The organism is Mycolicibacterium aurum (assembly GCF_900637195.1).
Taxonomy (GTDB): Bacteria; Actinomycetota; Actinomycetes; order Mycobacteriales; family Mycobacteriaceae; genus Mycobacterium; species Mycobacterium aurum.
On the sequence record NZ_LR134356.1, the window covers coordinates 787,885 to 801,792 of the forward strand.

A 13,908-nucleotide genomic window follows, 5' to 3' on the forward strand; every position below is an offset into this window, starting at 1 on the left:
AGACGCAGCCGGCAGGCGCCCGGTTCCCTACGGCGCGAATCGGGCGCGCGTAGCGACGCTGTGGGTGTGTGCGCGCGCCGGATTCGCAAGGAAGTAGCCTCTGCCGGGTGAATCTGGCATTCGACGAGCGCGGCTCCGGCGAGCCCGTGCTGTTCATCGCAGGCCGGGGTGGCGCCGGACGTACCTGGCACCTGCACCAGGTGCCCGTCTTCACCCGGGCCGGTTACCGGTGTGTGACGTTCGACAACCGGGGAATCGGCGCCACCGAGAACGACGAGGGCTTCACCACCGAGACGATGGTCGCCGACACCGCGGCGATCATCGAGGCGCTCGACGCGGGCCCGGTGCGCATCGTCGGGGTGTCCATGGGCTCCTACATCGCCCAGGAACTGATGGTGGCGCGCCCGGAGCTGGTCACCTCGGCGGTGCTGATGGCCACCCGCGGCCGTCATGATCGGACCAGGGATTTCTTCTGGCAGGGCGAGCGGGCGCTCGCCGAATCCGGGATCGCGCTGCCCGTCGAATTCGAGGCGAAAATCCGCCTGCTGGAAAGCTTCTCACCGAAGACCTTGAACGACGACAGCGCCGTGCGGGACTGGATCGACATGTTCACGATGTGGCCGCAGAAGCCGACCCCGGGAGTGCGCACGCAGCTGTTCATCGCGCCGCAGGAGAGCAGGCTGGCGGCGTACCAGAGCGTCACCACCCCGGCGCTGGTGATCGGGTTCGCCGACGACGTCGTGCTGCCGTCGTACCTGAGTCGCGAGGTGGCCAACGCGCTGCCCAACGGGCAGTTCCTGGAGATTCCCGGCACCGGTCACCTGGGCTTCATCGAGAAGCCGCAGGTGGTCAACACCGCGATCCTCAATTTCTTCGCCGATAGTCTGTAGTGGTGAACCCCTCGACGACGCAGGCCCGGGTGGTCGTCGACGAACTGATCCGCGGCGGCGTCCGCGACGTGGTGCTCTGCCCGGGGTCCCGCAACGCCCCGCTGGCGTTCGCGCTGCACGACGCCGACCGCGCCGGACGCCTGCGGCTGCACGTCCGCATCGACGAGCGCACCGCGGGGTTCCTGGCGATCGGGCTGGCGCTGGCCGAGCGCGCCCCGGTGTGCGTGGCGATGACGTCGGGCACCGCGGTGGCCAACCTCGGTCCCGCCGTGGTAGAGGCCAACTATGCGCGGGTGCCGTTGATCGTGCTGTCGGCCAACCGGCCCTACGAACTTCTCGGCACCGGCGCCAACCAGACCTTCGAGCAGCTCGGCTACTTCGGTACCCAGATGCGCGAGAACATCAGCCTCGGCCTGGCGGAGGACAACCCGGAGAGTATCGAGTCGCTCAATGCGCAGTGGCGCTCGGCCACCTGCCGGGTGCTGGTGGCCGCCAAGGGTTCTCGCTCCGCCAATGCGGGCCCGGTGCAGTTCGACATCCCGTTGCGCGAGCCGCTGGTGCCCGGCTCGGACAGGGCGCCCTACGCACCCGAGGGGCGCCCCGACGGCAGGTCGTGGACCCACACACCGCCGGTGACCTTCGATCAGCCGCTGGAAATCGACCTCACGCCGGACACCGTCGTGATCGCCGGACACGGCGCCGGAACGCATCCGAACCTGGCGCATCTGCCGACGGTCGCCGAGCCCACCGCACCGTACGCGCAGACACCGCTGCATCCGTTGGCGCTGCGGCTGATTCATCCCAAGCAGGTCATCATGCTGGGCCGTCCCACGCTGCACCGTCCCGTGTCGGCGCTGCTGGCCGATCCGGCCGTGCCCGTCTACGCGCTCACCACCGGACCCCGGTGGCCTGATGTGTCGGGCAACTCCCAGGCCACCGGCACCCGGGCCGTCACGTCGGGTGCGCCCTCGGCGGAGTGGCTGCACCGCTGCGCCGAGGTCAACCGGCACGCCGTCGACGCCGTGCGCGGACAACTGGCTGCCCACCCGCTGACCACCGGGCTGCACGTCGCCGCGGCCGTCGCGGACGCGGTGGGGCCGGGCGATCAACTGGTGCTCGGGGCGTCGAACCCGGTCCGCGACATCGCCCTGGTGGGCTTCAACACCGCCGACGTCAAGGTGCGGTCCAATCGCGGGGTGGCGGGCATCGACGGCACGGTGTCGACGGCCATCGGGGCGGCGCTGGCACATGACCGCGCCACCGGCGGCCGCACCGTCGCGCTCATCGGGGACCTGACGTTCGTGCACGACAGCTCGGGTCTGCTGGTGGGTCCCACCGAGCCGACTCCTCGCCACCTGACCATCGTGGTCTCCAACGACAACGGCGGCGGCATCTTCGAATTGCTGGAACAGGGCGATCCGCGGTTCTCCGACGTGTCGTCGCGCATCTTCGGGACGCCGCACGACGTCGACGTCGGCGCGCTGTGCCGGGCGTACCACGTCGAGAGCCGCCAGATCGAGACCGGTGGGCTGGCGGCCGCGCTGGAGGAGGATTTCGAGGGCATGCGGGTGCTGGAGGTGAAGGCAGACCGCTCGTCGCTGCGGGCCTTGCACGCGTCGATCAAGGCGGCACTGTGAGCGGTGCGAACGACACCGTGCATGAGGTGGTGCTGCGGCTGAAAGCGTTGTGGCGCCTGATCATTCCTCATCTCTACGGTGAGCCGGGGGAAACGCGTGGCGCGCGGATCCTGCGGCGCGTTCGGATCGGCATCGTGGTGGCGGCGTGCGTGGTGACGTTGCAGTCGGTGCTGCTGGTGGCCGGAGCGTGGCGCAATGACCGGCAGATCGAACGCCACCTCGGTGTCGCCGAGGCCACCGTGCTCGACGCCGGGCAGAGGCGTTCAACCATCGAATTCGTCACCCCCGACCGGGTGACCTACCGTCCGGAACTCGGCGTGCTGTATCCGTCGGAGCTGGAGAACGGCATGCGGATCTACGTCGAATACGACACCAACAACCCGGATCTGGTTCGGGTACAGCACCGTAACGCCGCACTGGCCATCGTTCCCGCGGGATCGATCGCCGTCGTCGGATGGTTGATCGCCGGGGTCGCGCTCGGCGGCACTGCGCTGATCGAGCGGCGCAGGCTGCGCCGCGAGCACGCGACGGTCTAATTTCCGCGCTGCACCAGGTCGTCGAGCCATTCGTCGTCGTGGATGTCGAGCTTCTCCCCGGCCTCCAGGTCGTACACGGTGGGCGTACCGGTGTCGTCGGAATCGATGTCGAAGAGCAGATTGAAATTCGACTCCTCCACCGCGGCCAGGTCGACGGCCTCGTTGTCGCCGGCGACGTTGTCCGCGACCGGACCGGGAATGCCTGCCGCTGTCGCCATCTCGTGCAGCTCGTCTCCGGTGAAGGGCATTCCGCCCGGGTCCTGGTTGACCCAGAGTTCCTCGACGAAGCGCTGGAACTGTGCTCCGGTGGTCGCCGAGTTGTCGATCGCCTCGCTCGCCAGGAACAGCGCGTTGACGACCTTCGACGAGTACCCGTCGTAGTCGTCGTCGAGGAACATCAGTGGTCGGTAGGTGACCTGCAGCGAACCGACGCCGAGGTGGTAGGCGAGCTCGTCACCGAACTCCCGCTGCAGATCACCGCAGTGGGTGCACTGCGGCTCGGTGAAGATCTCGATCTTGGCGGGCGCGTCGTCGAACCCCGCGACGATGCCGTAACCGTCCGCGGAGAGCGCCAGTGGCACGGTCGTGGACGCGGCCTGGGGGACGCCGACCACCTGCTTCGCGCAGCCGGGGGTGACCGCCAACAGCCCGAGCGCCGAGACCAGAGCCAGCAGACGAATGACACGCATGGGTCCATCCTGGCCGTGTCGCCGTCGGTCGGCACGCTTTTTGACCTGACCGGCGGTTCGGGGCGCACCCGCAATTCGTGCGACATATCCCTGGGCGCAACCTCGCCGACAGGTGACGATGTCACTGTCGCAGTGTGCGCGTAGCTATCGTCGCCGAATCGTTCCTGCCGAATGTCAACGGTGTCACCAACTCGGTGCTTCGGGTGATGGAGCACCTGCGCCGTACCGGTCACGAGGTCCTGGTCATCGCGCCGGACACGCCTCGTGGCGAACCCGCTGCCGACAAGGTGCACGAGGGGGTTCGCGTGCACCGGGTCCCGTCGAAGATGTTCCCCAAGGTCACGTCGCTGCCCCTGGGCATCCCCCGCCCACGGATGGTGAGCGTGCTGCGCGGCTTCGACCCCGACGTCGTTCACCTGGCCTCCCCGGCGCTGCTCGGCTGGGGCGGGGTACATGCGGCACGCTACCTGGGCATTCCGACGGTGGCGGTGTTCCAGACCGACGTCGCCGGATTCGCCGAGAGCTATGGCGTCGGCGTGCTCTCCCGGGCGTCGTGGGCCTGGACCCGGCGTCTGCACAGCAAGGCCGACCGCACCCTGGCTCCGTCCACATCGGCGATGGAAAACCTTGCTGCACATCAGATCCCACGTGTCCACAAGTGGTCGCGGGGGGTTGATGTGACGGGCTTCGCCCCATCGGCGCGCGACGATCGCCTGCGCCGATCCTGGTCTCCCGACGGCAAGCCGATCATCGGTTTCGTCGGCCGGCTCGCTCCCGAGAAGCACGTCGAGCGGTTCGCCGCCCTGCATGCCCGCGACGACGTCCAGATTGTCGTCGTCGGGGATGGCGTCGACCGCGCGAAGCTCGAATCAACGCTTCCGCGAGCAGTTTTCACCGGTGCTCTGTACGGTGGCGCATTGGCCACCGCATACGCCAGCATGGACGTATTCGTTCATCCCGGCGAGCACGAGACGTTCTGCCAGGCGGTGCAGGAGGCCATGGCCTCGGGTGTGCCGGTCATCGCGCCCGACGCCGGCGGCCCACGTGATCTGGTCGCCCCGTACCGAACCGGGTTGCTACTGCCGGTCGCCGAGTTCGAGGCCAGGCTGCCGGATTCGGTGGAGCACCTGGTCGCCGAACGCCGGCGCTACGCGCTGGCCGCCCGGCGCAGCGTCCTCGGCCGCACCTGGCCGGTGATCTGCGACGAACTGCTCGGGCACTACGAGGCCGTCCTGGGGGCGCGCAGCTTGAAGGCGGCGTGACGGTGCCTGCCGGGTAAGTTCTTCGATGTGGAACGCGACGGCAAGATCGACGCCAGCTCGTTGGCCGGCGTCTCGGAGACAGCTCTGCTGACGCTGAACGGCCGGGCGCACCAGGCGCGTCACCCCAGGGCCATCATCGACGATCCGATGGCCGTCAGGCTGCGCGACGCGATCGACTTCGACTTCGACAAGTTCGGCCGCACGGGGCAGGAGATGGCGCTGCGCTCGCTGGCCTTCGATCGCGCGACCACGCGCTACCTCGCCGAGCACCCGGAAGCCACGGTTGTCGCGCTCGCCGAGGGCCTGCAGACCAGTTTCTGGCGGCTGGACGCCACGATTCCGCACGCGGAGTTCCTCTGGATCACCGTCGACCTCGAGCCGATCATCGACCTCCGCGAGCGTCTGCTGCCCAGCTCACCACGCATCGCCAATCTCGCGCAGTCGGCCCTGGACTACACCTGGATGGATGCCGTCGACCCGTCCCACGGCGTCTTCATCACCGCCGAAGGCCTGCTGATGTACCTGCAGCCCGACGAGGCGATGGGTCTCATCACCGAATGCGCCCGCCGTTTCCCGGGCGCGCAGATGATCTTCGATCTGCCGCCGGTCATGGTGAAGAAGTTCGCCCCGAAGGGGCTGCGGTCGTCGTCGCGCTACCGGGTGCCGCCGATGCCGTTCAGTCTGTCGGCGGCGCAACTGGCGCAGCTGGTCCACACGGTGCCCGGTGTCACGGCCGTGCATGATCTGCCGATGCCGCGCGGCCGGGGTGTCCTCTTCGAGCGGGTGTTCCCCGCCTTCTGGCAGCTCGGGCTGACCAAGAACTATCGGGGCGCCTACGCCCTACTCGAATTCGGTTGAGGCCCAACGTGAGGTCCTACATGGACTGTCGAAGCGTCATCACGAACCCGACACCGGCGGCCGTGGCGGCAGCGCCGTAGATCAGTGCCGCCACCCAGGTGGCGGTGATCAGCGAGGCGCCCCAGCACGAGATGAAGGCCGCGACCGACAAGACCGCGCCGTAGAACGGGATGCGCTCGGGGTGATCCCCGCGGGCCATCGCTCAGCCCTGCGCTTCGACGGCCACCGGCTGCCACTTCTCCCAGCCGGCCAGGCGGCTTTCGTAGTCGGCCTTGGCGAGGCTCAGCGGGAGCTCGCCGAAGAAGGCCCGCAACGGCGGTTCGGGCGCGTCGACGATCTTGAGCAGCGCGGCGGCCGAGGCCTGCGGGTCGCCGGGGCGTGCCGACCGGGCGGCCCGCTGTTCCTGGGACTTGCGGTGCGCCTCGGCGTAATCGGGCAGCTGCGTCGCGTGCTTGGCCGACGGCCCGGCCCAGTCGGTGGAGAAACCGCCGGGCTCGATCAGCGTGACGTGGACGTTGAACTCCGCGACCTCCTGGGCCAGGGCCTGCGAGAAGCCCTCCAGCGCCCACTTGGAGGCGTGATAGATGCCGACGTTGGGGAACGCGGTGATCCCACCGATCGAGGACACCTGGATGAGGTGGCCGCTGCGCTGGGCCCGAAGGTAGGGCAGCGCCGCCTGGGTGACCCACAGCGCGCCGAACACGTTGGTCTCGATCTGGTCGCGGGCTTCCTGTTCCGAGAGCTCCTCGATGAAGCCGAACTGGCCGTAGCCGGCGTTGTTGACGACGATGTCGAGCCGGCCGAAGTGGTCATGGGCCCGCGCGACCGCGGCGAAATCCGCCGCCCGGTCGTTGACGTCCAGCTGCAGCGGCAGCAGTGCGCCGCCGTATTTCGTGGCGAGATCGTCGAGAGTGGACAGGTCGCGGGCGGTGGCGGCGACCTTGTCGCCCCGTTCGAGTGCGGCGATGGCCCATTCGCGACCGAACCCGCGTGAGGCACCGGTGATGAACCAGACTTTTTCGGTCATGCTTCGGTAAATGCCCATCGGGGCGGAAAGCATTCCCGCCCGGGGATGCGCACAGCGAACTCGCAGTCGGCTCCCTGATACGTTCGGCAGCGTGAACCGTGCGTCGCTGGAGAAGAACCCCCACGAGGTGGCGTCGATGTTCGACGGCGTCGCGCGCCGCTACGACCTCACCAACACGGTGCTCTCCCTCGGGCAGGACCGGTTCTGGCGGCGGGCCACCCGGGAGGCGCTGCGGCTGAAGCCGTCGGACAAGGTGCTCGACCTGGCGGCCGGGACCGCGGTGTCGACGGTGGAGCTGGCCGGCTCGGGCGCGTGGTGTGTGGCTGCGGATTTCTCGGTCGGCATGCTCGGGGCAGGCGCGGCGCGGAAGGTGCCCAAGGTCGCGGGCGACGCGACGAAGCTGCCGTTCGCCGACGGGGCGTTCGACGCGGTGACCATCAGCTTCGGTCTGCGCAACGTGGTCGACCATGCGGCGGGGCTGCGCGAGATGGCGCGGGTGACCCGTCCGGGTGGGCGGCTGGTGGTGTGTGAGTTCTCGACGCCGACGAACGCGCTGTTCTCGACGGTGTACAAGGAGTACCTGATGAAGGCGCTGCCGGCGATGGCCACGGCGGTGTCGTCCAACCCCGATGCGTATGTGTACCTGGCGGAGTCGATTCGGGCCTGGCCCGATCAGGCCGACCTGGCGCGACGCATCGAGGACGCCGGCTGGTCGGGTGTGCGGTGGCGCAACCTGACGGGCGGCATCGTGGCGCTGCACGCCGCCGTCAAACCCTGACCTTGCCCCGCGAGCGTGCGTGTCTGCACGCGACACGCCGCCATTTTTCCCAACTTCACGCACGTTCGCGCCCCGCGAAAGCGACACTTCGGCCCGCCGGACGGCACTACCGTCACCACCATGCTGCTCGGACGCCACGCTGACCCCGACTCCACACTGGGCACCGACCCACGCGCCGACCCTCGCATGGTCGCGGTGTTCGCCCGCTTCGGGCTGGACGGGCGCCTGCCCGCGAGCGGCCTCTCGGTCGACTCGCCCATCGAGGAGCGCTACGCCTACGCCGCGATGGGCGAAGAAGGTATGGGGGCCATCTTCGACATGCTCGCCGCGGACGTGTCGGCAACCGCAGGCGTCTCCACCACGACGACAACCATCCCCGGGGTGGACGGCAACGACATCACGGTATTCGTCAGCCGTCCGGATGGCGCGGCGGGCCCGCTGCCGGGCATCGTGCATCTGCACGGCGGCGGCATGGCGATCGGCAGCGCCGCGGACGCCGGCTATGTCCGGCTGCGCGAGCAGCTCGCCGCGACCGGACTCGTGGTCGTCGGCGTCGAATTCCGGAACTCCGGCGGCAAATTGGGCCCGCACCCGTACCCGGCCGGCCTCAACGACTGTGCCTCCGCCGCCCGGTGGGCGAGCACCCGTCGCGACGAACTCGGGATCAGCCACCTCGTCGTCTCCGGTGAATCGGGCGGCGGGAACCTGACATTGACGCTGGCGCACAAGGCGAAACGCGAGGGATGGATCGGCGACATCGCCGGCTTCTACGCGCAGTGCCCGTACATTTCGAATCGGTGGCTGCAGGAGTGCGACGACCTGCCGTCGCTGACGGAGAACGACGGCTACTTCGTCAGCTGCGAACAACTGGCGCTGCTGGGTTCGCTGTACGACCCTGAGGGCGCCCATTCCGGGGACGCCACCTGTTGGGCGTCGGCGGCCGGCGACGACGAACTGAAAGATCTTCCACCCCATGTGATCTCGGTCAACGAGCTGGACCCGCTGCGGGACGAAGGCCTGCAGTATTACCGCCGGCTGCTGCGCGCGGGGGTGCCCGCCGTCGGCCGGGTGGTGGCGGGAACGTGTCACGGTGGCGATCTGCTGTTCGGTGCTGCGATGCCCGACGTGTTCGCCGCGAGCATCCGCGATGTCAGCGGTTTCGCGAAGTCACTGGGCTGACGCGTCCTCGAGCACCTGGTGTGCGGCGTTGTAGCCGGGGATGAAGGTGATTCCGGGCCCGCCGTGGCATCCGGCACCGCCGAGGTAGAGGCCGGCTATCGGCACCGGCATGTCGAGAAAACCCTTGGGGCCCGGACGATTCGGGCCCATCAGGTCCGGGTGGAGCAGCCCGTGGCAGAAGTCGCCTGCAGGGGCGGCGAACATCGTGTCCATGTGGTACGGCGCGAACGTGATGTGCCGGATCTGGATGTCACGAAAATTGGGGGCATAGCGGCTGATCTTGTCGACGACCCTCTCGGCCATCACGTTCTTGAGGTGTCCGTGCTCACCGCGTTCGGCTTCCACCGGGAACGCGTAGGCATACGCGCTTGCGGCGTGCTTTCCGGGCGGCGCCATGGCGGGGTCGTGCACCGACGGGATCTGCAGTCCCATCGAGGGATTCTCCGGGACCACGCCACGTCGGCATTCCTCCCACTGGCGCTGCTGCTCCTCGGGGGTGTTGAACATCCCGATGGATCCCTGCATGCCGGGTTCGTTGAGGAAGTCGTACGGTGGCGCGAACTCGGGCAGCCCGTCCAGCGCGAAGTGCATCTGCACGAAGGATGCCCGGTGGTCGCGGCCGCTGAGCCGGGTGACGAGATCGGCGGGGAGGTGGTCGGCGCACACCAGGTCACCCAGCGTGAGATCCGGTGACAGCGTCGAGATGACGACGGGCGCGGTGATCGCGGAGCCGTCGCGCAGTCGGACGCCGGTGATACGTCCGTCGGTGACGTCGATGCGGTCCACCTTCGCGCGGTACCGGATGGTGCCGCCGGCGGAGACGAACTGGTCGAGGAGATGGTTGCAGAGCGCGCCGATGCCGCCCTGCAATTTGGTCATCATCGCCGTGGTGTCGTCGGGTACGGCCAGGGCGAACGCCAAACATGTTGCGCTGCCTGGAGTGTAGGGCCCGCGGTAGGTGGAGTTGATCGCCAGGAAGGCGAGCATGCTGCGCAGCACCGCATGCCGCTGCCGGTCGGGAAGATAGCGGTCGATGGCATCCATGGCGGTGCCGAACAGTACGTCGTGGATCGCTCGGCGTTCGTCTTCGGTGTCCGCGCATGCGTACATCTCGTCGATGGTGTGGGGAGGTGTGCGGACGTCGAAGCGTCCCAATGCCTTTGCTGGTCCTCGGCTCCAGCCCAGTAGTCCGGCCATTCCCAGCACCGCGTCGGCCCCGTGCTTGTCGGCCAGGTGGGTGAGGAATCGCTCGGGGTCGCGGTAGAAGATCATCGGCTCGTCGCCGCTGTCTCCCAGGTTGACCGACATCACCTCGGTGTCGATGGTGGGCAGTTCGTCCAGGCCGAGGTCTTTCGCCACCACGGCCGGTGTGGGGAACTGCACCGAACCCGCGATCTCGTAGCGGAAGCCATCGATGAGCTCGACGGTGGCGGCCATTCCGCCGGCGTAGGTGTTGGCCTCCAGTACGACGGTGCGCACGCCCGCCCGTTGCAGCAGCGTGGCGGCGGCCAAACCGTTGTGGCCGGCGCCGATGACGATCGCGTCGTAGTCGCTCATGGACTGGATCATGTCAGTACTGACGTAAATATGTGTCAGTACTGACATAAATGCTGAGTCGGACGTACGCTCGCAGATGTGAGCGCCGCACCGAACCTGCATGAGCTGCGCCGGCGGTCGACGCGGGACGCCCTGCGGCAGGCCGCGCTGGCGAGCTTCGCGGCCAAGGGCTTCGGGAACGTCACGGTCACCGAACTGGCGCGGGCCGCGGGTGTCACCGAACGCACCTTCTTTCGCCACTTCCCGACCAAGGAGGCCGTGCTCTTCCAGGACTACGAGACCCACGTGGACTGGCTCGCCGAGGCGTTGGCCAGTCGGCCCAGGTCCGAGTCGGTGTTCGAAGCGGTGCTCGGCGCGGTCGCGAGCTTCCCGCATGATCCGGAAGTGGTTCGGCAGGCCGCGACCGCACGCGCGGAACTCATCACCGCCGAGCGCATCGCGGGACATCTGCGCGTGGTGCAGTCGTCATTTGCCGAGGTGCTGACCAGCCACATCAGGCATCGGTACGCCGACGTCGCCGACATCGCACTCGTGGCCGACGTCGCCGGTGCGGCGCTGGCGGCGGCGCTCGTGGTGGCGGTGGAGCATTGGGGTCGCAACGGTTGCGCCGACGATCTGGGTGCCCTCACCGAGGCCGCCATGGCGGTGCTGCGGTCAGGCTTCGCCCAACTCGCCTGAGCCCCTTCTGCACAGGCCGCGCCCGCACCGCGTCAGGACTTCGCCCACAGTCGAGCCGATTGCTCGCCGACCTGATCGTCGTGGATCTGCTGGAAGTTCCTTCCCCCGCGCCCGAAGGTGGCCAGCACCGCCGCGGGCGCTTGAGACTCCACGACGGGTGAGCGTCGCCACCGGCAGGGGCGTACGTGAACGAGGTCGACGCTCGCACCGTCGCGGTCGTAGACGTACGGCCCGTCGAGGCGGCCGAGCCGGTACAGCCCGTCGCTGTCGCGGGTCCAGACAAACGACCCGTCGGGCACCTGAGCGAACCGCTCGACCCGCCGTGCCAACCGCTCGGGATCACGATCGCCGCCGAATCCGCAGAGCCCACGAGACATCGCGCGATCGAACGACGCCTGCGGGTCGATGTCGTCGCGGCGCGACCGCAGCGGCGCGCGGTACACCGCTGTCACTTTCGTGTCCCGCGCTCGCGAGCACGCCCGGTGCTCATGTGAAGGGGCGGCGCTCGTCGATCCGGCCCGACACCCTGCCCGCGCCGCGCCACACGCGTGCCACGAGGTCCTCGTCCTCGTCGGTGACGAAATTGCCCATCACCCGGACCGCGATCTTCATCAGCGCCGACGACCGCATGGCCAGCGGTCCCGTCGCCGGCAGGAACCGCGGCAGCGTCAGCAGCGACGCCAGCCGGCGGGCGATCGAGAACCCCCGCGCGTAGTGCTCGTGCAGCACCGCCGGCCACGCCTGCGTGTACGTACCGGACCCCAGCAGCGCGACGGCCAGCCGGCCCGTCTCCAGCCCGTAGTCGATCCCTTCACCGTTGAGCGGGTTCACGCAGGCGGCGGCATCGCCGATCAGCATCCAGTTCGGCCCGGCCACCCCCGACGCCGCACCACCCATCGGCAGCAGCGCCGACAGCCCCGCCCTGGGTTCGCCGGAGAACGCCCACTCGTCGCGGCGCAGTCCGGTGTAGTAGTTCATCAGCGGCCGCAGCGCGGCGTCGGCCGGGCGCTTGGAGGTGGCCAGCGCGCCGACGCCGATGTTCACCTCACCGTTGCCGAGCGGGAAGATCCAGCCGTATCCCGGCAGCACCTCGCCGGTGGGGGACCGCAGCTCCAGGTGCGACGTGATCCACGGCTCGTTGCTGCGCGGGGTGGCGATGTACCCGCGGATCGCCACGCCGTACACGGTCTCCTTGTGCCATTCGCGTCCCAGCACCCGCCCCAGCGTCGACCGCGCGCCGTCGGCGACGATCAGGTCCGAGCAGCGCACCACGTCGCCGGAGTCCAGAACCACCCCGGTCACCCGCCCGGACGAATCCTGCTCGACGGAAACAGCTTTCGCGCCGAGCATCATCTTCGCGCCGTCGTCGACCGCGACCAGCCGGATCCGTTCGTCCAATTCCGTGCGGGGCACCGCGCTGCTCGACGGCGGGAACGACGGACCGGGCCACGGCACCTCGACGTCGGCGCCGAACCCGGACATCCGCAGACCCCGGTGACTGATCCTGCTGTCGAGCCATCCACCCAGACCGAGGTCGCGCAGCTCCGCCACCGCGCGGGGGGTGAGCCCGTCGCCGCACGCCTTGTCGCGCGGAAACTGCGCGGAATCGATCACCAGGACGTCGCGGCCGGCGCGGGCTGCCCACGCCGCAGCCGACGAACCCGCGGGCCCGGCGCCGACGATGACCACATCGGCACCAGAAGATGCACGGATAACTCCGCCCGCCGCTGAGTCCATGTCTCACAGTATGTTGGCTGTGTGAGGACACCGGCGAACGTGGTGGCGGGAGTGGACTTCGGCGATCCCCAATTCGCCCAGGATGTCCGCGACGGAGTGGCCCGCATCGAGGCCTTGATGTCCGAAGAGCTGGGCAAAGCCGACGTCTTGATGTCCGAGGCCGTCAACCACCTCTTCCAGGCAGGCGGCAAGCGGTTCCGGCCGTTGTTCACGGTGTTGTCGGCGCAGCTGGGGCCCGAGCCCGATGCGTGGCAGGTCACGGTGGCCGGCGCGGTCATCGAGCTGGTGCACCTGGCCACGCTGTACCACGACGACGTGATGGACGAGGCGCAGGTTCGCCGCGGCGCTCTGAGCGCCAACGCCCGGTGGGGCAACAACATCGCGATCCTGGCGGGCGACTACCTGTTCGCCACCGCGTCGCGACTGGTTTCCCGGCTGGGCCCGGACGCGGTGCGCATCATCGCCGACACGTTCGCGCTGCTGGTCACCGGCCAGATGCGGGAGACCCGCGGCGCTGCCGACCAGGTCGACTCCGTGGATCACTACCTGAAGGTGGTCTACGAGAAGACGGCCTGCCTGATCGCGGCGTCGGGCCGGTTCGGGGCGACGTTCTCCGGAGCCGACGAGGCGCAGACGGAGCGGTTGAGCCGGCTCGGCGGCATCGTCGGCACCGCCTTCCAGATCTCCGACGACATCATCGACATCGACAGCGACGCCGACGAGTCGGGCAAGCTGCCCGGCACCGACCTGCGCGAGGGCGTGCACACCTTGCCGGTGCTGTACGCCCTGCGCGAAACCGGACCCGACGCCGACCGGCTGCGCGAACTGCTGGCCGGCCCCGTCACCGACGACGACGACCTCGCCGAAGCGCTGCGCCTGCTGCGTGCCTCCCAGGGCATCACCAAGGCGAAGGAGACGGTGACCGCGTACGCCCGGGAAGCCGAGCAGGAGCTTGCCCAGCTACCCGACGGCCCCGGTCGGCAGGCGCTCGCCAGCCTGATGCAGTACACCATCAACCGTCACGGTTGACGCCCGCGGAACCTGCGCGGGGCAGTCAGTCGTTGCCTGTAGCGATGACTC

Annotated in this window: 15 protein-coding genes; 9 read left to right on the forward strand and 6 right to left on the reverse strand. The window is 68.9% G+C overall.

Features of this window, described 5'->3' with window-relative positions:
- Positions 1 to 107 precede the first annotated feature (107 nt).
- From EL337_RS03850 to EL337_RS03860, 3 genes are read left to right on the forward strand one after another with little or no spacing between them, the layout of a single operon-like run.
- Positions 108 to 890: an alpha/beta fold hydrolase gene (locus EL337_RS03850; protein WP_048632226.1), complete on the forward strand. Its 783-nt coding sequence runs from the start codon at positions 108 to 110 to the stop codon at positions 888 to 890.
- A 2-nt stretch (positions 891 to 892) separates the two neighbouring features.
- The gene (gene menD / locus EL337_RS03855; protein WP_083443067.1) at positions 893 to 2,527 is read left to right on the forward strand and encodes a 2-succinyl-5-enolpyruvyl-6-hydroxy-3-cyclohexene-1-carboxylic-acid synthase; all 1,635 of its coding nucleotides are present in this window, start codon (positions 893 to 895) and stop codon (positions 2,525 to 2,527) included.
- Between the two features lie 17 nt (positions 2,528 to 2,544).
- The gene (locus EL337_RS03860; protein ID WP_048632400.1) at positions 2,545 to 3,063 is read left to right on the forward strand and encodes a DUF3592 domain-containing protein; all 519 of its coding nucleotides are present in this window, start codon (positions 2,545 to 2,547) and stop codon (positions 3,061 to 3,063) included.
- Here the strand turns inward: EL337_RS03860 and EL337_RS03865 are convergent.
- Entirely contained in the window at positions 3,060 to 3,752 is a 693-nt protein-coding gene (locus EL337_RS03865; protein WP_048632224.1) for a DsbA family protein, read from the reverse strand. The genes EL337_RS03860 and EL337_RS03865 overlap by 4 nt on opposite strands.
- 134 nt (positions 3,753 to 3,886) lie before the next feature.
- On the opposite strand from EL337_RS03865, the gene EL337_RS03870 reads away from it, so the two are divergent.
- A complete protein-coding gene (locus EL337_RS03870) occupies positions 3,887 to 5,014 on the forward strand; it encodes a glycosyltransferase family 4 protein (RefSeq protein ID WP_048632223.1) in 1,128 nt (375 codons plus the stop codon).
- Positions 5,015 to 5,041: 27 nt separating this feature from the next.
- Positions 5,042 to 5,872: a class I SAM-dependent methyltransferase gene (locus tag EL337_RS03875; protein ID WP_048632222.1), complete on the forward strand. Its 831-nt coding sequence runs from the start codon at positions 5,042 to 5,044 to the stop codon at positions 5,870 to 5,872.
- Positions 5,873 to 5,888: 16 nt separating this feature from the next.
- Here EL337_RS03875 and EL337_RS03880 read toward each other — a convergent pair whose 3' ends face one another.
- Together EL337_RS03880 and EL337_RS03885 are read right to left on the reverse strand one after the other, a co-directional pair.
- Complete coding sequence (locus EL337_RS03880; RefSeq protein WP_048632221.1) at positions 5,889 to 6,071, reverse strand: hypothetical protein; 183 nt, start codon at positions 6,069 to 6,071, stop codon at positions 5,889 to 5,891.
- A 3-nt stretch (positions 6,072 to 6,074) separates the two neighbouring features.
- The gene (locus EL337_RS03885) at positions 6,075 to 6,899 is read right to left on the reverse strand and encodes an SDR family oxidoreductase (RefSeq protein WP_048632220.1); all 825 of its coding nucleotides are present in this window, start codon (positions 6,897 to 6,899) and stop codon (positions 6,075 to 6,077) included.
- A gap of 91 nt (positions 6,900 to 6,990) precedes the next feature.
- Between EL337_RS03885 and EL337_RS03890 the strand changes: the two genes are divergently transcribed.
- Entirely contained in the window at positions 6,991 to 7,677 is a 687-nt protein-coding gene (locus EL337_RS03890; RefSeq protein ID WP_048632219.1) for a demethylmenaquinone methyltransferase, read from the forward strand.
- Positions 7,678 to 7,797: 120 nt separating this feature from the next.
- Positions 7,798 to 8,856, forward strand: coding sequence for an alpha/beta hydrolase (locus tag EL337_RS03895; RefSeq protein WP_048632218.1), 1,059 nt, complete (start codon positions 7,798 to 7,800; stop codon positions 8,854 to 8,856).
- Here EL337_RS03895 and EL337_RS03900 read toward each other — a convergent pair.
- On the reverse strand, positions 8,845 to 10,413 hold the full coding sequence (locus EL337_RS03900) for a phytoene desaturase family protein (RefSeq protein WP_048632399.1): 1,569 nt from the start codon (positions 10,411 to 10,413) through the stop codon (positions 8,845 to 8,847). The two genes, EL337_RS03895 and EL337_RS03900, sit on opposite strands and share 12 nt — an antisense overlap.
- Before the next feature lie 78 nt (positions 10,414 to 10,491).
- On the opposite strand from EL337_RS03900, the gene EL337_RS03905 reads away from it, so the two are divergent.
- The gene (locus EL337_RS03905; RefSeq protein ID WP_048632217.1) at positions 10,492 to 11,091 is read left to right on the forward strand and encodes a TetR/AcrR family transcriptional regulator; all 600 of its coding nucleotides are present in this window, start codon (positions 10,492 to 10,494) and stop codon (positions 11,089 to 11,091) included.
- A 32-nt stretch (positions 11,092 to 11,123) separates the two neighbouring features.
- On the opposite strand, the gene EL337_RS03910 is transcribed toward EL337_RS03905, so the two are convergent.
- On the reverse strand, positions 11,124 to 11,543 hold the full coding sequence (locus tag EL337_RS03910; RefSeq protein WP_048632216.1) for a hypothetical protein: 420 nt from the start codon (positions 11,541 to 11,543) through the stop codon (positions 11,124 to 11,126).
- Between the two features lie 34 nt (positions 11,544 to 11,577).
- Positions 11,578 to 12,804: a menaquinone reductase MenJ gene (gene menJ, locus EL337_RS03915; RefSeq protein ID WP_370737151.1), complete on the reverse strand. Its 1,227-nt coding sequence runs from the start codon at positions 12,802 to 12,804 to the stop codon at positions 11,578 to 11,580.
- A gap of 45 nt (positions 12,805 to 12,849) precedes the next feature.
- Here menJ and grcC1 point away from each other — a divergent pair, with 45 nt between their 5' ends.
- Entirely contained in the window at positions 12,850 to 13,857 is a 1,008-nt protein-coding gene (grcC1, locus tag EL337_RS03920) for a nonaprenyl/(2E,6E)-farnesyl/geranylgeranyl diphosphat synthase (RefSeq protein ID WP_197724176.1), read from the forward strand.
- Positions 13,858 to 13,908: the final 51 nt, after the last annotated feature.

Coding starts and splice junctions, on each gene's coding strand:
- EL337_RS03865 (WP_048632224.1), bottom strand. CDS start 3,752: ATGCGTGTCATTCGTCTGCTGGCTCTGGTCTCGGCGCTCGGGCTGTTG.
- EL337_RS03880 (WP_048632221.1), bottom strand. CDS start 6,071: ATGGCCCGCGGGGATCACCCCGAGCGCATCCCGTTCTACGGCGCGGTC.
- EL337_RS03885 (WP_048632220.1), bottom strand. CDS start 6,899: ATGACCGAAAAAGTCTGGTTCATCACCGGTGCCTCACGCGGGTTCGGT.
- EL337_RS03895 (WP_048632218.1), top strand. CDS start 7,798: ATGCTGCTCGGACGCCACGCTGACCCCGACTCCACACTGGGCACCGAC.
- EL337_RS03900 (WP_048632399.1), bottom strand. CDS start 10,413: ATGAGCGACTACGACGCGATCGTCATCGGCGCCGGCCACAACGGTTTG.